Source organism: Sulfobacillus thermosulfidooxidans DSM 9293 (genome assembly GCF_900176145.1).
GTDB lineage: Bacteria > Bacillota > Sulfobacillia > Sulfobacillales > Sulfobacillaceae > Sulfobacillus > Sulfobacillus thermosulfidooxidans.
On the sequence record NZ_FWWY01000001.1, the window covers coordinates 2,841,194 to 2,866,137 of the forward strand.

The 24,944-nt window shown below is 48.0% G+C and carries 23 protein-coding genes; 16 read left to right on the plus strand and 7 right to left on the minus strand.

Going from position 1 to position 24,944, the window contains the following annotated elements; all coding sequences use genetic code 11:
- Positions 1-34: 34 nt before the first annotated feature.
- Complete coding sequence (gene mmgD / locus B8987_RS14085) at positions 35-1,147, minus strand: citrate synthase (protein ID WP_020373209.1); 1,113 nt, start codon at positions 1,145-1,147, stop codon at positions 35-37.
- A gap of 101 nt (positions 1,148-1,248) precedes the next feature.
- A complete protein-coding gene (locus B8987_RS14090; RefSeq protein WP_020373208.1) occupies positions 1,249-3,660 on the minus strand; it encodes a glycoside hydrolase family 31 protein in 2,412 nt (803 codons plus the stop codon).
- A gap of 388 nt (positions 3,661-4,048) precedes the next feature.
- Between B8987_RS14090 and cysQ the strand changes: the two genes are divergently transcribed.
- Positions 4,049-4,861 (plus strand): 3'(2'),5'-bisphosphate nucleotidase CysQ, encoded by an 813-nt coding sequence (gene cysQ / locus B8987_RS14095; RefSeq protein WP_081503115.1) that lies wholly within the window; start codon positions 4,049-4,051, stop codon positions 4,859-4,861.
- A gap of 33 nt (positions 4,862-4,894) precedes the next feature.
- Positions 4,895-5,794 (plus strand): N-acetylmuramic acid 6-phosphate etherase, encoded by a 900-nt coding sequence (murQ, locus tag B8987_RS14100; protein ID WP_020373206.1) that lies wholly within the window; start codon positions 4,895-4,897, stop codon positions 5,792-5,794.
- Positions 5,795-5,853: 59 nt separating this feature from the next.
- Here murQ and B8987_RS14105 read toward each other — a convergent pair whose 3' ends face one another.
- The 3 genes from B8987_RS14105 to cimA all read right to left on the minus strand — a co-directional run bounded on the left by B8987_RS14105 (position 5,854) and on the right by cimA (position 9,635).
- Complete coding sequence (locus tag B8987_RS14105) at positions 5,854-6,951, minus strand: ABC transporter ATP-binding protein (protein ID WP_020373205.1); 1,098 nt, start codon at positions 6,949-6,951, stop codon at positions 5,854-5,856.
- A 79-nt stretch (positions 6,952-7,030) separates the two neighbouring features.
- Positions 7,031-7,837 (minus strand): ABC transporter ATP-binding protein, encoded by an 807-nt coding sequence (locus B8987_RS14110; protein WP_020373204.1) that lies wholly within the window; start codon positions 7,835-7,837, stop codon positions 7,031-7,033.
- Between the two features lie 211 nt (positions 7,838-8,048).
- A complete protein-coding gene (gene cimA, locus B8987_RS14115; RefSeq protein ID WP_051005349.1) occupies positions 8,049-9,635 on the minus strand; it encodes a citramalate synthase in 1,587 nt (528 codons plus the stop codon).
- A 294-nt stretch (positions 9,636-9,929) separates the two neighbouring features.
- Here cimA and B8987_RS14120 point away from each other — a divergent pair, with 294 nt between their 5' ends.
- Complete coding sequence (locus B8987_RS14120) at positions 9,930-10,907, plus strand: fibronectin type III domain-containing protein (RefSeq protein WP_020373202.1); 978 nt, start codon at positions 9,930-9,932, stop codon at positions 10,905-10,907.
- A gap of 76 nt (positions 10,908-10,983) precedes the next feature.
- On the opposite strand, the gene B8987_RS14125 is transcribed toward B8987_RS14120, so the two are convergent.
- Positions 10,984-12,315: an FAD-dependent oxidoreductase gene (locus tag B8987_RS14125; RefSeq protein ID WP_020373201.1), complete on the minus strand. Its 1,332-nt coding sequence runs from the start codon at positions 12,313-12,315 to the stop codon at positions 10,984-10,986.
- Between the two features lie 476 nt (positions 12,316-12,791).
- Positions 12,792-13,154: a hypothetical protein gene (locus tag B8987_RS14130; RefSeq protein WP_242823910.1), complete on the minus strand. Its 363-nt coding sequence runs from the start codon at positions 13,152-13,154 to the stop codon at positions 12,792-12,794.
- A gap of 209 nt (positions 13,155-13,363) precedes the next feature.
- Between B8987_RS14130 and B8987_RS14135 the strand changes: the two genes are divergently transcribed.
- From B8987_RS14135 to B8987_RS14195, 13 genes are read left to right on the plus strand one after another with little or no spacing between them, the layout of a single operon-like run.
- A complete protein-coding gene (locus tag B8987_RS14135; RefSeq protein ID WP_020373199.1) occupies positions 13,364-13,831 on the plus strand; it encodes a DsrE/DsrF/DrsH-like family protein in 468 nt (155 codons plus the stop codon).
- A 26-nt stretch (positions 13,832-13,857) separates the two neighbouring features.
- Positions 13,858-14,544: a 4Fe-4S dicluster domain-containing protein gene (locus B8987_RS14140; RefSeq protein ID WP_084661673.1), complete on the plus strand. Its 687-nt coding sequence runs from the start codon at positions 13,858-13,860 to the stop codon at positions 14,542-14,544.
- Between the two features lie 44 nt (positions 14,545-14,588).
- The gene (locus B8987_RS14145) at positions 14,589-15,788 is read left to right on the plus strand and encodes a heterodisulfide reductase-related iron-sulfur binding cluster (RefSeq protein ID WP_020373197.1); all 1,200 of its coding nucleotides are present in this window, start codon (positions 14,589-14,591) and stop codon (positions 15,786-15,788) included.
- Between the two features lie 43 nt (positions 15,789-15,831).
- Entirely contained in the window at positions 15,832-16,893 is a 1,062-nt protein-coding gene (locus tag B8987_RS14150) for an FAD-dependent oxidoreductase (RefSeq protein ID WP_020373196.1), read from the plus strand.
- The gene (locus B8987_RS14155) at positions 16,893-17,600 is read left to right on the plus strand and encodes a hypothetical protein (RefSeq protein ID WP_020373195.1); all 708 of its coding nucleotides are present in this window, start codon (positions 16,893-16,895) and stop codon (positions 17,598-17,600) included. The genes B8987_RS14150 and B8987_RS14155 overlap by 1 nt, the downstream gene beginning before the upstream one ends.
- A complete protein-coding gene (locus tag B8987_RS14160) occupies positions 17,578-18,861 on the plus strand; it encodes a (Fe-S)-binding protein (protein WP_242939536.1) in 1,284 nt (427 codons plus the stop codon). Before B8987_RS14155 ends, B8987_RS14160 begins: the two co-directional genes overlap by 23 nt.
- A gap of 25 nt (positions 18,862-18,886) precedes the next feature.
- Positions 18,887-19,654: an electron transfer flavoprotein subunit beta/FixA family protein gene (locus B8987_RS14165; protein WP_020373194.1), complete on the plus strand. Its 768-nt coding sequence runs from the start codon at positions 18,887-18,889 to the stop codon at positions 19,652-19,654.
- Positions 19,655-19,659: 5 nt separating this feature from the next.
- On the plus strand, positions 19,660-20,610 hold the full coding sequence (locus B8987_RS14170) for an electron transfer flavoprotein subunit alpha/FixB family protein (protein WP_020373193.1): 951 nt from the start codon (positions 19,660-19,662) through the stop codon (positions 20,608-20,610).
- A gap of 1 nt (position 20,611) precedes the next feature.
- A complete protein-coding gene (locus B8987_RS14175; RefSeq protein ID WP_020373192.1) occupies positions 20,612-22,609 on the plus strand; it encodes a (Fe-S)-binding protein in 1,998 nt (665 codons plus the stop codon).
- A gap of 19 nt (positions 22,610-22,628) precedes the next feature.
- Complete coding sequence (locus tag B8987_RS14180; protein WP_020373191.1) at positions 22,629-23,066, plus strand: glycine cleavage system protein H; 438 nt, start codon at positions 22,629-22,631, stop codon at positions 23,064-23,066.
- A gap of 11 nt (positions 23,067-23,077) precedes the next feature.
- Positions 23,078-23,557 (plus strand): biotin/lipoyl-containing protein, encoded by a 480-nt coding sequence (locus B8987_RS14185; protein WP_020373190.1) that lies wholly within the window; start codon positions 23,078-23,080, stop codon positions 23,555-23,557.
- Positions 23,558-23,572: 15 nt separating this feature from the next.
- Positions 23,573-24,649 (plus strand): lipoyl protein ligase domain-containing protein, encoded by a 1,077-nt coding sequence (locus B8987_RS14190; protein ID WP_020373189.1) that lies wholly within the window; start codon positions 23,573-23,575, stop codon positions 24,647-24,649.
- Between the two features lie 34 nt (positions 24,650-24,683).
- Positions 24,684-24,926 (plus strand): sulfurtransferase TusA family protein, encoded by a 243-nt coding sequence (locus B8987_RS14195; protein ID WP_020373188.1) that lies wholly within the window; start codon positions 24,684-24,686, stop codon positions 24,924-24,926.
- Positions 24,927-24,944: the final 18 nt, after the last annotated feature.

Genomic DNA, 24,944 nt, shown 5'->3' on the forward strand with positions numbered 1-24,944 from the left:
CTTATCCGTACATAGCCTGGGCTGACACGTGTCGTTAGGGGTGTAAATTCCGTGGCCCTGTATAGAGAACTCGGGGACGGAATAACCGGTTATGCTCATATTGTTCACGAACGTGAGCCACAAGTCCCGCCGTGCGAGCCGCAAAAAAGATCGGCGTGTACAGTTCAATGGGCACGTCGAGCAAATAATAGACAGGAGCGGCATAGTAATCTAAATTCGGGAATAAACCTTTTTCCCGTTGCATCACTTCTTCGCCTTTGACACACATTTCGTACAGGTCGTGGTGCCCTTTGATGGCAACAAGCTCTTTTAAGGATTCCTTCATCAAAAGAGCACGGGGATCGGGCTTTCGCATATAAACGCGGTGGCCAAACCCCATTATCCGTTCTTTTTTGGCTAATTTCTCCATGAGATACGGTTCGACCTGATCCGGGCTTTGCATTTCTAAGAGCATTTTCATTACGGCCTCATTAGCGCCACCATGTAATGTGCCTTTGAGAGAGGCAATGGCTCCCACTAAAGCTCCATACATGTCGGATAATGTTGAAGCGATGACGATCGCCGTAAAAGTGGAATTAGGCATCTCATGTTCACTGTATACCGTCAGTAACTGATCAAACGCTCGCGTTTCGGTATCGTCGGGTATTCGGCCTGTGATCATTTGAAGGAAATTGCGGGAATAACCGAGTGTGGGGTCAGGATAAATCACCGGCTCATGATTTTGGATATGGTAGCTGTTGGCGACGATCGTTGGCATAGTGGCCAAAAGGGTCAAAGCTTGCCGCCACGTATTGTCAGGATCGCGGTCAGTTAAGGCAGGATCAAATGTCGCTAATGCGGATAGCCCGGTACGTACAGCATCCATCAAATGCGTGTGAGGGCCGAGTGAGCCCATAATTTGGAATATTTCTTCGGGGACCTTTTGCTCAGCAGTCAATTGCTCCGTGAAGGCGTTATATTCTGTTTCTGTTGGCAGATGTCCAGCAACAAGCAAATAGGCGACGCGTAAATAGTCCACTTTGGTTGCGAGTTCGATGAGATCATATCCGCGAATTACGATTTGTTCTTGTTCAACATCGAGATAAGATAAGGTCGTTTCGGTGGCAATGACCCCTTCTAGTCCGGGACGATAATTTTGGTCTGACAATATTTTCACGTCCTTTCATATCATCAATCGTCGTATTGAATAAAATACCACAGCCGTTCTATTCGGATCACTTGCGTGATGAATTCACACAATTGCGAGATTTAGTGATGATTCGAGCGAGAAAAAATCACATCAACTTTCCCATCAGATGTTAACGTGATGGGAATTGAGAGGATCGCGTGGTGAATTCGGCTACTGGGCACGACGTTATTGTTTAAGGAAACATGGTGAATTGTTCCACTAATCGGTCCGATGCGTAAAATAACTGGCTGATTCATGATATCACGATAGAACTCTCGCCGAATCCACTGCCATGATACCGATAACGAATCCTCCGTCGTGTGTACGGAAAACTGGATTAAGGAAAAACTTCCGTCTTGGTAAGCCGTAGTCCGTCCATCATCGACGTACAGATCAAAGCGGCCATGACCCGGAAGAACCCATAGTGAAGCCGGCCAAGGACTGGTATCCCTCCAATATTGGGTCGAAAGGATTCGGGGAGCCAAAGGAATTATGGCACCCTGTCGAATAAACAGAGGCAATTGCTCTAAAGAGGCCTCAACCTCTATTTCTTTAGGACCCTCGAGCCATTGACGGTTCCATATATCGTACCAGAGGCCAGGAGGCAAGACAACGTGGCGCCGGGTTGCTCCTTCACGGAGAATTGGCGCAACCAGAAAATCCTCTCCGACAAAAAATTGGTCATCAATATTCCGCGCCTTGTCTGAAGGGTCATACCAACACAAAGGTCGCATCATGGGCGCACCATCGATGTGGGCTTGATACATCAAGGTATACCAATAGGGCAGTAAACGGTAACGATATTGGATATAACGACGTGCTATGCGCAGCACATCTTCACCAAACGCCCACGGTTCGTGACGCACTGTATTAATAGCGGTATGGGCCCGGGCAAAAGGAAAAAAGACGCCCATTTGAATCCACCGAGCAAACAGTTCTGGGGAAGCATTATCGAGAAACCCTCCAATATCCGGTCCTACCATAGGAACGCCGGACAATCCTAAGTTGAGACACATGGGAATCGATAAAGCTAAATGCTCCCACGAACTGGTATTGTCCCCTGTCCATACGGCTGCGTAACGTTGGATACCGCTAAAACCGGAACGGCTCAGGATAAAAGGCCTGAGGGATGACGCATGACGAAGTCCCTCAAAGGTCGCCTGGGCTTCTAATAACGCATAAAGATTGTGTACCAGATAGTGGGGTAATTCCTTGCCGGATGAAGTACGGTGAACAATGCCCACTTCTTCATCCGGATGACATGCCCGTTCATTTTCCGTGTATCCCCACCATGCCGGTTCGTTCATGTCATTCCATATCCCTTTAATACCCAGTGCGACCCACCGTGCGTTCCACTGACCCCACCACTGGCGAGTTTGTGACTTCGCGAAATCGGGAAAGGCACATAGACCAGGCCAAACCCTGCTTAGGAATTCTTGACCGTTGAGATAGGAAATAAAATGATCATGGGCATGTCCTTCTTGATAGACGGCATAATTTTCATCGTATTTGACGCCGGGGTCGACAATGGTCACCAGACTAATCCCGAGCTTATCCAGTGTGGAAATCATGTCCTTAGGATCGGAAAACCTCACAGGATCAAAGGTAAAGATACGGTAACCATCCATATAGTCAATATCCAGATAGATGACATCCAGTGGTAAATGCCAATGCCGAAACTGTTTGGCAATCTCCACGACTTCATTTTGTGTCATATAGCTATACCGGCTTTGTTGGAAACCTAAGGCAAAGGTGGGCATAAGGGGCATACGCCCGGTCAAAGCACTGTAACGAGCCACGACCTGAGAAATCTGGGGACCGGGTATTAAATACAAACTTAAGGGACCATCGTCGACGCCGAACCATAAATTTTCCGTATCTGTAGCGTCAACGTAGCTTCTTGCACTATTGGCGAGAAATATTCCACGAAATTCTGAGGATTGCCCCAACAGGGCAAAAGGGATCGCTTGATACAACGGATCGGTCTCATCTTCATGCGGCGCGACATCGGTTGTCCATTGGGTCCAAAAGCGGCCTTTTTTGTTGAGCGGACCCACTTTTTCTCCCAAGCCGAATAAACTTTCTGAAGCAGGCGATGAAAGTCTGCACCGCAAGCTATGATGTTGTCGAAGAAATGAATCAAGTTCAAAGTTGCCAGACGGGGTGTGAATCTGGAACGAGCCCTGGTGATTCACGGTAATGCGGATCTCTTCGCGGGTGATTTCCCATCCAAAGGCTGTCACGGATAATTGTAGTGGTACCCAGGATGTACGTGGATATCCTGCCTCTTGTTGTAATATTGCGTAAACATCGTCGCCATTCACCCAATACACACGAATAATACCAGAATCGGTAATGGCAATACGAAAAAGTTCTTGGGAATTTTCTGATTCAAATATGGCACACAATGAATCAGGGCTGAGATATCCGGAAACAAAACCAACAAACGATGCTTGTTCCTGGCTGGGATGCAAGGTTGTAAGGGCTTTCAAAAAGAGATCGCTCCTTTTACATTTCTGGGTTTTATTCGGTTACCAAGCTTAGCTGGATTCCAAAGGCTTTCAGCTTCCGTAAGACAGCATACTATGACTCACTCAATTCGCCAAATGATCGCTTGTCTCAAGAAGACCAACCAGTGCATTAAGGATGAGACTCGGTCTCCCAAAGATTGAAAGCTCTTTACGGACAACTTTCCGTCTTGAGGTCTTCCGGGTATGATGAAGTGAGGAAACGACGTCGTGAGGCAAACAGGCAACGGTAAACGAACATCATAGCTAAACAAAAGGAAAATATCACCGCTACGGGTAAGCCACTTGTTACGATGAACTCGGAGCGTCAGAATGATGATTTCAGCTATGGTGCGAACATTGAGGATGGTGCATGATGACCGAATGGAAAGTGTTGGCTCAGGGAGCGCTAGATGCGGTAAAGGCCGCGCGTGCTGAGATCCTGACGATAATGAAGCGTGTCTATGAGGTCCAATATAAAAACGATCGTTCGCCCGTGACAGAAGCAGATATGGCTTCTCAAGCGGTTTTGATAGAAAAATTGCACCAGGTTGATCCTTCCATTCCTGTGGTTTCGGAGGAACTTAAGACAATAGATTATGATACCCGTCTGACGTGGCCACGGTTATGGATGGTTGATCCGCTCGATGGAACCAAAGAATTTGTTCGAGGTAATGGAGAATTTACGATTAATGTTGCGCTTATTGAAAATCACCAGGCCGTGATCGGCGTCATTGACTGGCCGGTAGGCGATATCACGTACATGGCGATAAAAAACGAAGGGGCTTACCGACTAGAGAAAACCGGCAGTATCCGTCTTCACAGTCATAGTTTTTCGAATCCGGCTAATGTTGTTATCAGTCGTTCCCACCGTCAATCGGAAATAGATTGGGTCCGCCGGAGTCAAATAGCCATTCGTTCGATTGATTATGTCGGAAGTGCCTTAAAATTTTGCCGGATTGCCGAAGGGCGGGATGACGTTTATCCGAGATTGACTCCTAATATGGAGTGGGATAGTGCAGCAGGTCATATTTTGGTGGCCGAAGCAGGCGGCCAGGTCGTCGATTTTCTAGGACATCCTCTTCAATATAATAAGCCCGACCTGCACAACGAAGGATTTGTGGCAGTGGGAGATTGGGCAGCATGGCGGGAGTATTTTGTCCGTCAAGGAACATTTTCAAAATAAATCAATAGCATTTTCATAATATGGAGGATCTCTATGGAACCCGATAAATCGATCGAACGGTTGGAAACCGAGATGTGGGACCGGACCATACCCTGGTTGGAGAACCTGAGTACAGCCGAGATGTTGAGGGCGATTAATCAGGCCGATCAAGCCGTCCCGATATTGGTTGGAGAGCAGATTCCGGTCATTAGTGAAGCCGTTGACCTGATTGCTCTGGTTTTACAACGAGGAGGCCGTTTGTTTTATGTTGGGGCAGGAACCAGTGGTCGCTTGGGAATTCTTGACGCGGCAGAATGTCCGCCCACATTTAATACGGATCCCACAATGATTCAAGCGATTATGGCCGGTGGACAAGACGCTATATTGCATGCCGTGGAAGGAGCCGAGGATGATGTTGAGGCCGGAGCGCATGCAGTGAAGGATTATGGTATCGATGAGCGTGATGTTGTCGTAGGGTTGTCGGCTTCAGGCCGTACCCCATTCGTTTTGGGAGCGTTAAGAGAAGCGCGGCAATTGGGAGCACGAACAATTTCGGTGAACTGTAATCATGATCCGGAAACACAACCGTATTCGGACATTACCATTGTCATTCCGACTGGGCCGGAAATGATTATGGGTTCGACTCGTTTGAAAGCGGGGACCGCAACAAAATTAGTTCTCAATATGTTATCGACCGGGGCGATGATTCGTCTTGGCAAAACTTATCATAATTTGATGGTGGACGTTAAAGCGACGAATTTTAAATTGCGAGAACGGGCGCGCCGCATTGTTATGTTAGCAGCCGATGTGGATTATCCGACGGCAGATATCTTATTGACCCAATCGGGATATGAAGTGAAAACAGCGATTTTAATGCATCTCTTACATGTTGACGCCAAGGAAGCACGTCAGCTCTTAACCGATCATCAAGGCATGTTGGACTCGTTGTTATAGTTTTCTACAGTGCCAAAAGCCGTCCAGCGTCAGGACGGCTTTTGGCTACTAATAGAAGGCTATGAATAGAGCAAAGAGGCTTCTGTCGAGGGATCAAAAGCGTGCAGCCGGGGAAGATTAATGGCCATCTTGACCGTATCGCCGCTGCGGGCGAGCCACGAGTTATCGGTGCGCGCAATCAGTGGCTGGCCTTCTAGATCAAGATAGACGATATTTTCGTGTCCCATCGGCTCGATCACTTGGACTGTTGCGTTGAGGACAGCTGGGGTTTCTTGATAATTGTGCAAGAAAATATCCTCGGGCCGTAAGCCGATGGTGAGTTGGTTGTTGCCTAATTTACTTAAGGCATGACGAATCCGCGCGGGTAACTCAATAAATTGCGATCCTACATGAAAGACACTCTGATCCCCCTGGGTTTGTACCGTACCCTTAATCAGATTCATCGCAGGTGTGCCTACAAACGTGGCGACAAATTGATTGGCGGGATTGTTGTAAATCCCGTCGGGAGTGTCAACTTGCTGAACGACACCATCACGCATGACAACAATGCGTGTTCCCATCGTCATGGCTTCGGTTTGATCATGGGTCACATAAATAATTGTCGCGCCAAGACGCCGGTGTAAATTCTTCAGTTCTACGCGTGTTTGGGTGCGCAGTTTTGCATCCAGATTAGACAACGGCTCGTCCATTAAAAAGGCTTTCGGTTCGCGCACAATAGCCCGTCCTAGGGCGACTCGTTGGCGTTGGCCTCCCGATAGTTCCTTGGGTTTACGAGTCAAAAGTTGCCCTAATCCCAAAATTTCTGCCGCTTCTTTGACCCGGCGGTCTATCTCGCTCTTTGGTGTTTTCCGCAATTTTAGACCAAATGCCATGTTTTCATACACTGTCATATGAGGATAAAGCGCATAGTTTTGAAAAACCATGGCAATATCCCGGTCTTTGGGAGGTTTTTGGCTCACATTTTCATCTCCAATGAAAATGTCTCCATCTGATAGTTCCTCTAAACCTGCCACCATGCGTAATGTGGTGGTTTTACCACAGCCGGATGGTCCGAGAAAGACTAAAAATTCTTGGTCTTGAATGTTTAAATTGACGTCATGCACGGCTTCGACAGAACCATAGCGTTTGGTTACATGTTGTAGAACGACACTAGCCATTGAAATGACTCCTTTGTTGATGATGTCTGAACTTGCCGAGCAATTCACTCTTATTATGAAACAGGGCCACATATCATTCCTAGTGGAAATATGTAGAGTGAATGACTTTTACCCATGGCCGTCCATGATCCCATTGTACTTCAATTGGCATCCCAAAAGCATCTGACAACGTTTGGTTGGTAATGACATGGTCTAAACGCCCTTGTTGCAGAATGCGGCCATGATCGAGGAGGAGACCATGACTAAAGATATTTCGGAGTTCTTCGACATGGTGCGTTACATATAGCAGGGCAATTTGGCCTTCATGGGCTAATCGTTCAATACTGTCCAAGACCATTTCTCGGGATGGAATGTCTAAACCTGTACAGGGCTCATCAAGAATGAGCAAGCGAAAGGATGCCATATAAGCCCTGGCTAATAATACGCGTTGTCGTTCACCTTGGGACAGAAGGCGGTAAGCTCGTTCGGCCTTATCTGCCATGCGAACGGCTTCTAAGGCTTTTGTGGCATCATTTTTCGTATCATCCGAGATATTTCGGTAGGGGACTCCTATCGAAGAATCCCGACCACTTGCAACGACCTGTAACACGGTATTGTCTCCATGATGGGAGAAAAACCAATCTCCTAAAGACACACTGACCCATCCTATGGCCTTGCGAATCTCACGCAGATCAACATGACCATATTCTTGTCCTAATACCCTGACATGCCCCGACGAAGGCCAAAGATATCCGGTGATAATATTGAGCAACGTGGTCTTGCCTGAACCGTTGGCACCGATTAATGCCCAATTTTGTCCTGATTCGACTCGCCATGAAATATCTTGAAGAATATTTTGCCCATTACGCGAAAAATTGATGTGATCTAATTCGATAAGTGGTGCCATGGTTATTGCCTCCTTCCTGTTAGCCCGTTAATACGTTTTTGGCTAGCCATGTCACCCGCTTTATTTTGAGATGACACCAGGGGTTAAAGAGTTTCCTTCATCAATAAGACGTCAATAAGAAGAGATGCTTTTTGCTCAGCGCTCACAAACCAAATCAAGGGACACATTGTCACACCGCTGTTTGTAACGATGTGTCCCTTGATGGCCTGAGCTATTTTGAAGGCCGGAGCTGGTGTTCATTAATTGCGGGAACTGCATGGGAAATCCATAGGACATAATTGACGGAATCAAGTAAGGCTAGCCACGAAGCTTCCAGAATGTTGCGGGATACCCCAACAGTTTGGACGGTTTCGTCCCGAAATTCTGAGCGAATCCAAACTCTTACCAACGCTCTTGTGCCATCCCGTCCGTCGAGAACTCGCACTTTATAATCTTTTAATCGCAACCCTTCGATAACAGGATAAATTTGTGTCAGGGCGCGCCTTAAAGCGGCATCAAGAGCGTGAACAGGACCATCGCCTTCGCCAACTTCAACGAAGTGATCCTCACCCACTACGATGCGAACCGTAGCTTCGGCAATGGTTCGTTGATCGTGGGTGACAGAAGCGTGGAAACGATCTACGTCAAAATATACGGGCACATGGCCTAAAGACCGTTCCACCAAGAGTTTCATGGAAGATGGAGCATCCTCATATTGATATCCGCGTGCTTCCATGCGTTTCACTGTTTGCACCAATTCTTTGACGGTTTCCGATGAGGCGTCAAGATTTTGAAAATGATAGAGTAAATTTGAGCGGCCTGCTAATTCGGAAACCAAAATGCGGCGTGTCTGTCCTACCTGTTCGGGACGAATATGCTCATAGGCTTCGGGATATTTTCGCACGGCACCAACATGCACTCCGGCTTTATGGGTAAAGGCATTATCGCCGACAAAGGGCGCCGAATCGTCCGGAATTAAGTTCGCAATTTCCGCCACCGTACGGGATAAGCGGGTAAGCTCCCGCAACATGGCTTCGTTGCCCGCCGATAATTTCATTTTGTACACTAAATTGGGCCAGATGGTGCAAAGATTCGCATTGCCACACCGTTCTCCATAACCATTGATGGTGCCCTGAACCATGCTGACTCCGGCTTGAACGGCGGCAAGCGAGTTGGCAACAGCTAATCCGCCGTCATTGTGGGCATGAATGCCTAATGGCACGGTCACCACATTGCGCGCTTGTCCTACAAACTCTCGAACTTGATCAGGCAAACTCCCGCCATTTGTATCGCACAGGACGATCCAATCTGCTCCGCCGTTCTCAGCGGCTTTGAGGACATCGAGCGCATAGGATAAATCTTCTTGGCAGCCATCGAAGAAATGCTCGGCATCAAAAATCACTTCGAGACCATGATTGCGCAGGAACTGTACGGATTCTTCGACCATAGCCAGATTTTCTTCTAGGCTCAATCCTAAAATTTTCGTGGCTTGAAATACCGATGACTTTCCAAATAGTGTGGCCGCTGGGCATTCAGCGTCCAAAATAGCACGCAAATTCACATCGGAATCCACGAACACGCCTCGGCGCCTTGTGCTGCCAAAAGCCGTAATTTTTGCATGTTTGACATAACGGCCGGCACTTTTAAAGAAAGCGGTATCTTTGGGATTCGAAGCCGGCCATCCTCCCTCGATATAATCGAAACCAAATTCATCTAACAGCTTCGTAATTTGCAATTTATCTTCAACCGAGAGGGAGATTCCCCGTCTTTGCGTCCCATCACGCAATGTGGTGTCATACAGTTGGATTGGATTTGACATCAATGATCCCATCACTTCCTTAAGACCTTAAGATGTATAAGAAGTCAATAGTTCCTCGGGTATGACCAGCCAAAATATTCGGAGAGCATGATAAATAGGCGACGATGTGAATTTTGCTGGTTCCGTAAAGTGTAAATCATTTCTGAATCCTGATCAAAACATTTCTGAGTTTCTTGCTATAAGTCCTGTCCTTATATAGCGGTATAGTATACTAACCGTATTAACAAATTAGCACTCATTTCGACAATTCAATGATACTGATGATGACATGATGACCATGGGAAGGTCGATAAGATGGTTAATCTTTCGCAAAAATCCCGGTTCCCTCACTGGATATTGTGGATAGTGACGGGGGCTGCTGTGCTATTAATTCCGGTGGCCTTTATGGCGGGATGGTTGGCGGATATGGGTCGAGTTCGCCCCGTGTTGACACAATTAAGCCAAGCTCAACAAGCTACGATGCGTCAAGCAAGTGCTATTCCAAAGGAACCGCCCAGTCAAGCTCCGGCGCATGTGGTGGCATCGTGGGGACTGTCTCAAGTTGTTCTTAAATGGTCACGGGTTCCAGGCGCCAGTGCTTATGTGGTTTACCGGGCAGTTGGGAATCACAGTGTTGCAGGGGCTGAAAAAATTGGAGAAGTGACCCAGAGCACCCATGAGGTGGAATTCGTCGATTCGGGTGTTCGTCCCGGCACGCAATATACCTACTGGATCGCTGCCGTAAATGCTGCCGGGCAAGGTCCTATGACCCAAGCGTTAAGCGGAGAAACCTATTTAACGCCGGCGAATATCGCGCAACAGGTGGAAAAAAGCGCCATACCAGTCCAAGCAACCGTATGGAGTCAAGGAGGCTTAGGGCTTTTTGCCCCGACCCCAAAAAGCTATCATTCGGTGGCCTTTGCTATTGATGGCGTACTCTACACAGCGTTATACCTGCCGCCTAGTGATTCGCACTCGACATGGCTGACGAAGCACTGGGTGAGTTGGACTGTCGGTGGTTTACCGGTGCATGTATTAAAGACGACGCACCAGCTCACAGTATTGCAAATGCCACGTCAGGAGAAATCCGTAACATCTTTAGTACAGGGAGCAGTCACCACAACCAATGTTTTAGTATGGTATCACCAAGGCATGTGGCAACACCAATTATTTACCGGGACCCTTACCAATTTACCCCTTGGTGCCCTGGTGATGAATGGCTATGGTAACGTCATCGCACTGACCAACCACCTAGGGCAGTTGATAACGATACCTTCTTCCCATGTCCATTAATTAGGTTTCTGATAAAAGAAAATCACAACCCGCATTGAGCCAGGTTGTGATTTTTCTTGTTATATAGCGGATCTGTTTAAATACGGTGAAGATGTTGTAGCCATTCCAGCATTGTGGGACTCGCTGCCGAACTTTGGATTAACTGCGGCAAGGTGACCTGGGGATTGACCATAGCCAAGAGGCTGATAACATCTGCGGCTTGCGTGCCGATGGCTTCAGCTCCCTCAATGCGGTCATTGCGAGTGTAAACGCGGAGTAAGCCCAATTCATGGCCTACCAAAAATGGTTTGTACATCAAGGGATGGTCGACTTTGGCTTCCCATATGTCCAAATGGTCTGGATCTATAGTTCCGAACCGGGCTAGTTCTGGGATGGTGTAAATGGCTTCGACGAACAGGGGAGGTAGAGAAGCTGCATGACCAAAGGCATGGCGTACCGCTTGGACTCCTTGCCACGATGCTTTGTTTGCCAAGAGGGGACGACCCTGAGCGTCGCCGACGGCATAGACATGGGGCACATTGGTTTGTCCTACCCTATCCGTGATAAAAAACCCTTGGGGATCAACATCAAATCCGAGACGAATCAATTCATCCGCTGCCCACATGCCTTCACGTCCGGTGGCAAGAAAGATCGTATGATGAACACTTTGTCCCTTTTCGCCGGTTTCGGGGTTATTCCACTCAAGAATAATTCCCTCATCATTACGCGCGAGCGATGCGATACGTCTGTTAAATTGCATTTGTATACCCAAATCCTCCAAGTGATTGGTGAAGACTTGGCGTAGAGGAGAGGAAAATTGTGGTAATAATTGGGGAAGAGGAGTATACAGCGTGACATGAGTACCGAAGTGGGCAAATAGGGATGCCGCCTCGAGACCTGTGGCTCCTGCGCCAATAATGGCTAAAGAATGGGGAATGCTCTTTAGGGTGTGGAATGCCCGAGGGAGGAGAACGCTCTGACCGTCCGGCTTAAGGCCTGGGATGAGGCGTTGGCGGGAACCATTAGCAATAATGACGGTTTCACCAACAAAATGCTGCTGGGAATCCGTCACAACATGAATCTCACCGTGATGTTTTTCCAAATGCGCACTGGCAAATATGGTTTGGACTTGATTTAATGCCTTTTGAGTCGTTTCGACAATAGTTTTTATCTGCTTTTCTTGAAGAGCCATGACCTGCGACAGGGTAATCGTATCTGGGTCAGCCCCTAAACGGACAAGATATTGTCTGTGGTGGGCTGCCTCGATTAACGCTTTGCTGGGAACTAAGCTATGCAAAACGGCATTTCCTCCCACAGGTTCAGCCGATACCATGACGATATCATGGGTATATTTGGTGGCTTCAAGAGCAGCTGCAATAGCGGAAGGGCCGCCTCCAATAATCACTATGCGATGGCTTTGCACGTTCACACAATCACCTCAAAATGGGAAAAATATCAAATTTCTCGGATATGTGGGTGAGCGTAGCAGAATTAGCTAATAAGAGCAAGCTTCCTTTGAACTAATGAAAGAAATGACTGAACGCATGGTGATTGTAAATTTTCTGATGTTCAAAGCATCTTGGGTTCCCCGCATATTCGTGAGAACATTCAAACGTCCGTATCGCCATGATAGTGTTCTTTACCTGCTTAAATTCTCTGCGCAAATCTTTCACGGTATTTCTAGGTCAACATGACCTATACAGTTCCGGACCGTCCCTCTTCTAGGCGAAATATGGACAAGATTTATCGGTGAGGGTTTTTGGCACATCCCGGTAAAGCTGTGATTCGGAAATCAATGGCGTAAAAAGAAATCTAAGGTGTTCGAGAATGCTGAATACGATGGTCACAATGCTCTCACGGGCCGTACCCGAAGAATGTGTCAAACCTATTTTATGCTGGCTGACTCTATTCTTCTAGGTAAGTCTCGGGCCACTTCAATGCTAGGGCTTGCCAAGGAGAATCCGGACAATAAAAAACTAACAGACCGCGTTCTTCATTATTCCGGGATTTTCCTTGTAAAAGAATATCGGGAAGACCGTGACGGTGAGTGATGCGTATTTGCCAATGCCCGACCGCCGGGGGACGGTTATCGCCTTGCGGCGTTAATAGAGCTTCCATAAACCATTCGAAAGATTCAATGGTTTTACTATAAGGTAAAAAGTCCATTTTCCCCCGGTTAATATTGCGCAAAGATTGGTTGACTGTGATTAATACTTCGGAAAATCCATGAACCCATTCATCTAGCCGAAAAAGGCTTATTGATAGCATTTTCACGATGATCTCTCTCCTCGATTTTTAATGGGACAATGTCCAACACCAGTTAAGATGTGAATGACACAGTTTAAATAAAACAAGTTAATGAATTCACAAAATCTATATTGAATTGTATTTTGTCTTTAAACACTATATCATTAGATCAGTCTAAAGAACTAGACAATAAGAGATAGCCGATAAGGGTGATAAAGGAGGGAAATCTCGTGGAACAAGACCGTTTAGCCATAATCGTCTCGAAGGGAAGTTTGGATATGGCCTATCCCCCGTTCATATTAGCGACGGCAGCCGCCGCCATTGATATGGAATGTATGCTGTTTTTCACATTTTGGGGCTTAGACGTCATCCATAAAGACAAAATCGATAATCTGTCCGTATCTATTGCTGGCAATCCAGGAATGCCAGCGTTAGCTAAAGTGGCGGGTGTCGTCCCGTTCGGGACAAAAATGGTGTCTTCTATGATGAAAAATCAGTTTGCTAACTCCCATGTCATGTCCATTAGAGAATTTGTGTCTGAAGCCAAGGAATTGGGTGTACACATGGTGGCGTGTCAAATGTCTATGGATGTTCTCGGAATAAAACGCGAGGATTTAGTTCCCGAGGTGGAGGATGTAGTGGGAGCCGCGACCTTTTTGGATTTTGCCCGCGATGCTAAGATCTCTCTATTTGTCTAAGGTATAGAGACTAAGGAGGTAGGATAATGCCCTCTGATCGTTATACTGAGGTCGCGTTAGAAGAAAAGAAACGGTTATTCGACGAGGTAAAAGCGGATCCACGTTATAAAACGTATTTGTATGGCTGTTATGAATGTGGCATTTGTGTGGCAGCTTGTCCCTCGGCGCGCTTCTATGATTTTTCTCCCCGTAAGATTGCGCAAACATTAGCTCGTGAAGATGTTGAACTTTTTTATGAGCAGTTAAATGACGATGTTTGGAATTGTTCCCAATGTTTCTCCTGCAACCGGTGCCCGCGCCAAAATAGTCCCGGTGGTCTCATCACGATTATGCGTGAAGTAGCGGTCAAAAATGGCTTGCGAACAACCAAGGAAGCGTTGGCGGGATATACCCGCATTATTTACAAAATCATGACCACGGGAACTCAAGTGTCGCCCGATATGCTACAAGAAGATGCCTTTCCCGATTGGGGTCCTCAAGTCAAAGCGGTTTCGCAGAATTTAGATGTGTGGCGCCGTGCTTTGCCTCCGGAAACGTTACACACAACGGGTCTTTCGTGGCAAGTGGAAGAACGGACGATGCATGAACTGTATGCAATTTGGAAAATGACGGGAACACTTGACATGATTGGAGAACTGGACGAGGGCCTTCATGACATCATGGAGGAAATTATGGACGATGCCTTAGAAGAGAGCGGATTACCGACAGAATGATTCAAAAGAGTGCGACGATTAGGTTGACAAAGGAGGAAAATGTGATGGAACCCATAGATATTCCCGTGTCTGGTACGAAAGTGCAGACATCACGTGTTTTTGAACGGGATCCCGAGACGGTTCGTGATGAGGATTTGCGCGAAGCCATTTGGGAACTAGGACGGGAAGGCGAATGGATCGTGCAACCGGTGCCGGAACCGTATTATCTTGCTCCGACAAAATTTGGCCGACAAAAGAAAATCCCTTTGGAACACACCTGGCATCATAAAAGTTGTGGGCAATGTGGGCATATTCCCGGATATTCTACGTCCATATTTTGGCTAAACCGCTTGTTGGGATTTGATTATTTCGATCCTCGGGATCAAACATCGTGCACGGCATGGAATTATTACGCGTCTGCAACCTCCAATCAGGCGGCCCAGGCGGCCGTGGCGATGCGAAATTTCTCTGCTGCCTATGAAACGGGTTATTATCCCCTCATCCATTGCGGAACTAGTTTCGGTCATTACAAAGAGGTGCGTCATGAATTGGTGCATGATGCGAAGTTGCGCAGGCAAGTTCGGGCCATCATTGAAAAATTGGGACGCCCTTTTGTGATGCCAGAAGAAATTGTTCATTACAGTGAGTGGATGTATGCGGTGCGCAAGCAATTAGCAGAGCGAGTGCAATTTGATCTGTCTAAGATTACCGCCACGGTGCACCCTGCTTGCCATTATTACAAATTACAAAGCGGTGACGCTATTTATGATCCCGAAATTTACGGCGGTCAGCGCACGGCGGCAGTCACGGCCGTTGTCCAAGAACTTGGCGCTCAGGTGGCTGATTATTCAACATGGTATGACTGTTGTGGTTTTGGATTTCGTCACATTTTGGTACAACGAGACTTTACCCGTAGCTTTGCCACGTTGAGAAAGATTGAAGTGATGAAACAAGAAGCCAATCCCGACGTTGTTCTCACGCATGACACGGGCTGTGTCACCTCTCTCGATAAAAGTCAATTTGCGGCGCAGGCTCATGGGCGTAACGTTGGTGTTCCGGTGATGTCTGAATCACAATTTGCCGCGTTGGCGGTGGGAGCCCATCCTTTCCGGGTGTGCCAGCTCCATTGGCATGCCGTAGACTATCGGCCTTTATTACACAAGATGGGGATTGACGTAGAAAGGGCATGGGCCGAGTTTGAAGCAGATGTCGAAAAAATTAAGCATGGTGAGATGGAATACTTGACGTGGGAGCATGTTCTCTAAATTGAAACGTTGGTCGGAAAAGGAAAGGTAGGAGATACAATCCATGGGAAAAGCGGATACGGTCATGATCGTGGGTGCTGGCCCAGCAGGACTTGAAGCGGCGCGTACCGTTGCGGATCTCGGAAAACGTGCCATGTTAATTGAAACGAAGGATCAATTAGGAGGTACTCCCTATGCGTCCTATGCGAGCTTAACGCCGGATTTGCAAGAAACAGAACACGCCATGGAACACATGTTGGATGCTGTGCGTAATAATCCTGCGGTAGATGTGCGCCTTAATACCCGTGTCGTGAAAAGTGAAGGCAACCTGGGAGCATTTCATGTCACGTTAGAAAGCGCTGATGGGGTGCAGTCGGTTGAAGAAGTGGGTGCCATCGTCGTGGCGACCGGTTTCCAACATTTCGATCCGGGCCGAGAAACCCAAATGTATGGGTATTACGAATATGACGATGTCATTACGTTGGTCGATGCAGAAAAAATGTTCAAGGAAGGAAAAATTGTTCGCCCATCGACCGGTTTACCTCCTGAGCGGGTAGCGTTTATCCAGTGCGTGGGATCTAGAGATCGGCAGATTGGGAATAAATACTGCTCCAAGGTGTGTTGTGGAATTGCCTCTAAACAATCTATCGAAATTAAGCGGATGCTTCCCAATGCCAAAGTGTTCATTTTCTATATCGATATGAGGATGTATGGCTTTTGGGAAGATCAGATTTATTGGAAGGCGCAGGAGGAGTATAAGGTCAACTATATTCGTGGCATTGTTACCGAAATCATTCGTAAAGGCGATAAATTGTTGATTAAAGGTGAGGACACGACGATGGGACGTCCCATGGAAGTGTTGATGGATTTGGTTATTTTGTCAGTGGGAATGGAACCTTCTAAAGGGACCGTAGAAATGTCCCGGATTTTTCAAATTCCTCGAGAGGATCACGGATTTCTTCAGGTCGTTGGGGGACCCCTAGATACCGTATCCACGCCTGTTCCGGGGATTTTTGTCGCCGGTGCTGCAGCAGGTCCTAAAGACATTGAGGATTCTGTGTCAATGGGCGCGGCAGCAGCGGCTAAAGCCGTCGGAATTCTGAATCGATTAACCCTCGAAGTATAATGAACGCGCTCGTCGTTGACGCCGAAGCCATGGCGGAATTTTTGGATAAAGCAGAATCGTTGATCTCCGAAGCCGACTTCCGGCACTGGAACGAAGTTCTCATTACTCGCTCCCAATCCGTCATGACAGCCCTATATGATGATGTTTACTGTTGGCATGTCGTACCTGCTACTGCTCGCATTAAAGCCGAGCAACACGAGCCATGGATTGAGAGAGAACAGCAAATGCGAAAGGCTGTAGAACACAATCCAAATCAGGTTGTAGAACTCTTGGTCCAAAGTCAGGCTCCCGCATGGCTATGGGAATGGGCAACATTTTGGCTAGCCAATACCTATCCTCACGATTACGTGTGGTGGTCCCGGTGGATGTACCGTGCTGATAGTCAAACTGGTGCAGTGGCTTTGATTGTGAGCGATCCGAGTTGTCTAAAGACCGATTTTCGCAACCTCTATTCGTCTATTAATCAGGCGGGACAGTTTACGGAACAGATACTAGACGGCTGGCACCGGTTATCGTTGATCGACACTCCTTATCGACATCTTGTGGCATTGGCCATGGTTTATGCCGTCTACCTTTTTACCATGACATCATGGCGTTTAACAGACGAATTTACCCAGGTTTTACCGCCTTTTTCTAAAGTGGTGGCAAGCCTTTTAGGGATTCCAAGATGGGAGGGTTATGTCGTTGCAAAAAGCAAAAGCCATTGAATTAGACGTTGCGGTTGTCGACGGGGTCGAATTGTCTGGCTCATGGAACCGGATGTTTGTTCCGCGCGCGATATCCGAATACGATTTGTCCGTATTAGACGAAATCACCAGTATACCGGGGGCGGAGTCTCTAGGATATTGTTATCAATGCGGCAAATGCACGGCAGTTTGTCCGGTGGATACTGTAGGAGACTACTCACCTCGAAAGATATTTCGTCGCACGCAACTGGGGGCGTCATTAATCGATTCTCCTGATTTGTGGTTGTGTACGACCTGCCGGAACTGCTTACGCGTATGTCCGAAAGAAGTCAACATGATCAAGATTATGCCTGCGGTGAGAGAACAAGCCGTCTTACAAGGCAAAGCTCCAGAAGAGTTGTTAACGGCATTCGAAAATACGGCGCGCTATGGTAATCCCATCGGCGAATCTCCCCGCAAACGAGCGGAGTGGACCAAATCGGCGGGTGTTCCCGTGCCCATTATGTCGCAAAAAAAAGCTCCGGTTGACGTGTTGTGGTTTGTCGAATGTTACCCCGCCTATCATCCTCGTGGAAAAGAAGCATCCATTGCTCTGGCTAGAATTTTTGACGCCCTTCATGTCGATTTCGGCATTTTAGGGACCGAGGAGAAATGCGCGGGAGATTCCCAACGGATGGCGGGCGAACGGGGCTTATTTGAGATGTTGGCAGAACACAACATTAAGATGTTGTCAAAATACACGTTTAACCAGATTGTTGTGACGGATCCGCATGCTTATAATGCGTTTCTCCACGAATATCCCAAAATGGGCGGAGAATGGCCCGTACAGCACTATACACAATATCTGTCACAACGCCTATCTGATTTAGCCTTTGTCCGGGATATTCCCAAACGAATCACCTTCCACGATCCCTGTTATTTAGGACGCCACAACGGTGAATACGAGGCACCCAGACGGTTATTAAATGCCTTGCCAGGGGCCGAACTGGTTGAAATGGGTCATTGCCGTGAAACATCTTATTGCTGTGGCGGAGGCGGTGGCGGCATGTGGCTTGACAGTTTTACCCGCGATTACTCCAGTCAAAGACTGTCGGAAAAACGCGTGCGGGAAGCCGTAGAATATGGCGCCGACATTTTAGCTGTGACATGTCCCTATGAAGTGCCTCGATTTGAAGATGCAGTGAAATCAACCGGTAATGCCGGAAAACTTGCGGTTATGGATATCGCTGAACTTGTGGCCTACAGCATGGGCTTAATTGACGAACTTGTGATGGCTCATTAACCCGACAAGGAGGACGAATGAGGATATGAAGATAGCAGTTCTCTTCAAAGCCGTTCCAGACTTAGTGGAAGATATTGCGCTTGACGAGGAATCAGGGGAAATTCTCTATGACGATATGAGTTATGTACCCAGTGAATGGGATGATCAAGCCTTGGAAGAGGCGTTGTTGATTAAAGAAGAATCCGGAGGGGAAGTCACGGCGATCACCGTCGATACCGGTGACAGCGATAACATGCTCTATACGGCGTTGGCTAAAGGCGCTGATCATGCTGTGAAATTGGTTGGTGATTTTGATCCCTCCCTATCTAACCGCAGCCGAGCGCAAATTTTGAGTGAGTATATTCGTCAACAGGATTTTGATTTGGTCTTATCTGGAGTGCAAGCCATTGACGACATCGACGGTCAAATACCCGGACTCGTGGCAGGCATTTTAGGATGGCCACACGCTTCCGTTGTCACCGAAGTGCATGTCACCGGGAACACCGTCATCTTGCGCCAGGAATATGCTGGGGGTGTCGTGGCGGAAATTCAAACACCGACACCGGTCGTGATGGGAATTCAAGCCGCCCGCAAGCCTCCTCGCTATGCTTCCATTGCAAAGGTTCGTCAGGTGGCTAAATCAGCACAAATTGAAGAGGTTGAGATGGCTATGCCAACAGTGCCTCAATTGGAAATTCGCCGCTTTTATAAACCCGTAGCAGCTGGTCATGCCGAAATGATCGATGGGGATGTTGACGAAGTGGCTGCTCGCATAATCGAAATTCTGCAAGAACGGAACTTAGTGAGGAGGTAAATGTTATGGGTCCGATACTGGTGATGATGGAAAATGGTGAAACAGGATTTACCGAGTCTAGCAGAGAACTAATCAGCAAGGCGCGGGAATTGGCCACTCAATTGGGTGTTGCTTCGGTGGCCGTGGGATTTGGACCGAGTGCAGAGGACCATCTGCGACATCTTGGGGTGGACCGGGTTATAGCGGTAGCCGATCCCGCGTTAAGTCAATACAATCCGTTGGCTTATGAAACCGTTTTGAGCCGCATCATTGAGCAAGTCCAACCGTATATCACCTTGATGTCTAATACGACGTTAGGGCTCGATTTAGGGGCCGGCGTGGCCGCCCAAGAAAACCTCCCTTTGATTGCCTATTGTAGTGATCTCGCCATCAACGGCGATGAACTCGTGGCCACCTGTCAAGTCTTTGCTGGCAAACTGATGGCCGAGATTCGTGTTCCGGATCAAGGGGCCGTGATCACTGTGATGCCTGGGGCCTGGGCTGCGTATAACGAACCCGGTGATCCGGAACGGGAAGTCCTATCCGTTGATGTGCCCCAAACTATGAATGTCTTGCAAACCATTGAACCCGAAAAAGGTGATGTGGATATTACCAAAGCGGACATTTTGGTTAGTGTGGGGCGAGGTATTGAAAGTCCGGATAACTTGCCTCTGGCCGAAGAATTGGCCGAAGCCATTGGTGGAGTGGTGAGTTGTTCGCGTCCTGTGGTGGATGCCGGGTGGCTTCCTAAAGCACGCCAAGTAGGAAAGTCAGGGCAAACCGTCAAGCCTAAACTGTATCTCGCATTGGGTATTTCCGGCGCCCCCGAACATCTTCAAGGAATGCGTGATGCCGATTTGATAATTGCAGTCAACACGGATGAAAATGCATCCATTATGGATGTCGCGCATTACGGTACGACCGTGGATATGTTGGAATTAATGCCGGTATTAGCGGAACGCCTAAGGGGGGAGTAGTGTGAGTGGCCAAGACATCTTAATGGTCTTAACCATCTTGATGTTTGTCGCGGCAACCGTTTATTTCATTATTCGCATGCTCCCCATTTTTCGAGTGATGCAAAAGGCTCGCTCGACTAACCGTTTGGACAACTGGCCCAGTCGTCTCAGCTTTATGCTGGGCCAGGTCTTTGGTCATAAAAGATTATTGCGGCTGCGGTTATCTGGCGTTCTTCATTTCTTTATTTTTAGTGGATTCGTCGTGTTGTTTATTGATATCGTCGACGCCATTGGCCAAGTTTTTGTTCCCGGATTCCACTTGGATGCCCCTTTAGACTTTGTCGTTGACCTTTGGGTGGTATTGGTCTTAGTGGGTTTGGTGCTGGCTGTCTATCAAAGAGCCGTGATAAAACCGGAACGTTATCACGGATCAGATGAGAAAGATGGTTACATCATCTTAGGGATGATTGGAATCATCATGATTGGCATTATTCTTCATGAATCCTTCTATCCCTTTGCGGCGCCGTATTTATATCATGTGCATGCGCAGTTGGATCCTTGGGGCTTTTTGGGATACGCGCTAGGTCATGTGTGGATGAGTACGGGGCTCGCTTATCATCCAGCGATTGCCGAAACGGGTTACATTTTGGGTTATCTTTTGGATATTGGCATGGTCTTAGCATTTTTGGCATATTTGCCGACCTCAAAACATCTTCATATATTTCTGGCTGTTCCCAGTATTTTCTTGCATAAGACGCGTCCCCATGGTGAACTGGTGCCACCGATGAAAGAGGACGAAGGGATGGCCATTCGAACATTTGAGGACATGAACTGGAAAGATGTATTGGACTTGTTCACATGCACGGAGTGTGGACGATGCCAAGCCGTTTGCCCCGCTCATGCTGCGGGCCAACCGTTGTCGCCCAAAATGGTGATCTTGGAACTGCGCGATGCCTTGCGCCGGGAATTATCCGGTAAAGACCCTGAGCCATTAGCGGGTGGGGTCGTGAGTGCGGCAGAATTATGGTCTTGCACAACCTGTGGAGCCTGTCAGGAAGCTTGCCCCGTATTTATTGAACACGTTCCCAAGATTGCGGGCTTGCGGGCGGCTCTCCTCGAAGATGGTGATGTGGATAAGAACAGTCAAAAGGTGCTGGTGGGGTGGGACCGCCAGGGAAACTCTTTTGGTCAGCCGCAGCGTAAACGGCCGGCATGGACGAAAGGTCTCGACGTAGCTATCAAAGATGCCCGCAAGGAACCGGTGGATTGGCTATGGTTCGTTGGAGACTTTGCCTCATATGATCCGCGGCTGCAAGAGCTCTCGAGATTGGTTGCACAACTGTTGCAACGTGCCGGCATCGATTTCGGTATTCTCTATGAGGGGGAATCCAATGCGGGCAATGAGGCTTTGCGTATGGGCGAATACGGATTATTTGAAACCTTGGCCCATAAGAATCTGAAATGGTTGGAAGAGGCCCAATACAACCAGATTTTCACGACTGATCCTCACTCATTTAACGCGCTGCGAAACGAATATCGCAAATTTGGATTTGAGAAACCGGTAAGACACTATACCCAAGCATTTCTCGATTTGATTGAACAAGGACGATTATCCCCAGCTCCTTTGGATATTCGAGTCACCTATCATGACCCGTGCTACTTAGGGCGTTGGAACCGGGTTTTTGACGCGCCCAGGCAACTGTTGGAAAAAATGGGCGTGGAATTGGTCGAGATGCCGAGGCATGGCCCTAACAGTTTTTGCTGTGGTGCTGGCGGCGGCAGAATTTGGATGGAAGAGGTCGGTGTAAAAGAACGTCCAGCCGACAATCGCATTCGCGAAGCCGTTGCATTACCGGATGTGAACTATTTTGTGGTGGCCTGTCCTAAAGATATGTCGATGTTTTCAGCGGCCGTGCAAAGTACGGGAAATGAAGACCGCATCAAGGTGGTTGATGTCGCAGAATTGCTGGCTCAGGCCGTGGGACTGATAGTCCCTGAAACAGCTGTCGCTATGAAATGAAATCAAGGAGGAGACCGTCATGGCTGAGGTGCACGGGTGTAACATACCGGAAGATCGTTATTATTGGATCGAAAAACACGTATGGGCTAAACCGGAAGGGGATGTCGTCCTGGTCGGACTGACCGATGTGGCCCAGAGTTTGGCTGGCAAGATCATTGTCGTTAACCTAAAATCAGCGGGCAAAACATTGGCTCGTGGCAAGAGTGGCGGAACATTGGAGAGCGGAAAATGGGTGGGATCCATTCCCACCCCGGTGGCAGGGGAGGTGATAGAGGTCAATGGAGCCGTTAAAGCCAATCCCGGGTTGGTCAATGAAGATCCTTACGGAGAAGGATGGCTATTAAAAGTCAAACCCTCTAATTGGGATGAGGATGCCAAAGCCTTAGTAACGGGAGAAACAGGCGTGGCTTCATACCGTGAAAAATTAGAACAAGACGGGATTCATTGTCAAAAATAGGGGGGAGAGGCGTGTCACAAGTATTTGCATGTGAATTCCCCGATCATTTGTGGTTTGATGTGGAACGTGATGTGTGGATTGAGTGTTTACCTTCAGGAACCTTGCGTATTGGCATGACCGACCCTGCTCAAACGCGCGCAGGGAAAATCCTTCATGTGAGAGGACGGCCTGGGAAAGCAGTAAAAGCCGGAAAAAATGTGGCAACTATCGAATCAGCAAAGTGGGTGGGCCCATTTCCCGCACCGGTGGATGGCACGGTTGTGCGTGTGAATGAGATCGTTTTGAGAGACCCCAACATGATCAATCGCGATCCCTATGGAGAAGGATGGGTAGCGGAACTGCAACCAGGGGGTGAATGGCTGAGTCCACATCTGATAAAAGGTGCGGACGTGGCGGCCATTTACCGGGAAAAGCTTCAAGAAGAAGGGATTACCTGTATGCGGTGCGCTCCGATTGAAGAGACCATGAGTGACTCCGATGATGCTTTATGAAATGGAGGAAACACGGTGCGGTATCTCGATTTAGGAACAGTCAAGCGGGAAATATCTCAAGCGGTCTATCATGCCTTAGCTGAGCGAATGAGACCACATGACGAAATCACACTGGTGACTGTTAGTCCTGATCGTCCCTATGTTTGTGTCGGTTATCATCAACTGGCCAGCCGAGAAATCGATCGGGCATTTTGTGAGGCCCATCAAATATTAGTGGGACGACGATTTGTAGGAGGTGGTGCCGTTTATCTCGATCACGGTCAAGTTTTTTGGCATCTGTTATTGCCGACACCTCGGGGACCGGTTGAGGACTTGTACCGAGAAATTCTCAAGGCTCCCATTGAAACGTACCAGCAAATGGGGATTAACGCGCAATTTCGCCCCGTCAATGACATTGTAGTTGGGCCACGGAAAATCGGGGGAACTGGCGCATCGACGATGGGAACGACCACCGTCATTGTGGGAAGTCTGTTATTTGACTTTAATATCGAATTAATGGCGCGTGTCTTAAAAGTCCCGTCCGAAAAATTTCGCGATAAAATGATTTCGAGTCTCAGCGAGTATATGACCACAATTAACCAGGAACTTGGCCAACCGCCTGAACGCCAGATGGTTGTTGCCAAACTCGTAGACAATTTTTCCCGGCTACTAAACGAACCTGTGCATCATGATCAGTTAACAGCCGAAGAAGAGGCGGATATTGAGCAGTATGCGTTGAAATTATTTGATCCCGAGTTTGTATACCGGGGTGAGAGAGGATTATTTCATTCCGGAATCAAGATTCGCTCGGGCGTGTTTCTGCATGAAGGAGTTTTTAAAGCCCCTGGGGGACTACTTCGACTAATATATCGTGTGAACGACGGAGTGTTTGACGATGTCAACTTTAGTGGTGATTTCTTCATGGAACCATGGGATAGTTCAGCGGTGGAAGATTTTCAAGGATATCTTCAGGGACGGTTAGTGAACGAACAAAATGTGGAGGAAGCGGCTCGCCAGTTATTTGAAAAGGTGTCGATACCCGGGGTTGTCGCCTCGGATATCGTGGAATGTTTTCGGCGTGCCGAAAGCACCGAACAATCTTCTGTGCGGTAAAGATTTTGATAAGCCATGAAAGGATGTGGAACGCATGAGTACTCCTGTTGAAGCCGATTTAAAAGTTGATGCATCCGGACTCAAGTGCCCGATGCCTGTTATTCGAGCGAAAAAAGGTATCACCAGCGTAGAAGTGGGTCAGGTGGTGGAAATTCTGAGTACCGATCCCGGATCGATGGCAGATTTCAAAGCTTGGGCACGGTCAACGGGCCATGAACTGCTTCTGGCAGAACAACAAGGTGAAGTCTTTCGGTTTTTAATCCGCCGCACGAAATAGTCAGGGAGAAGAAGAAAG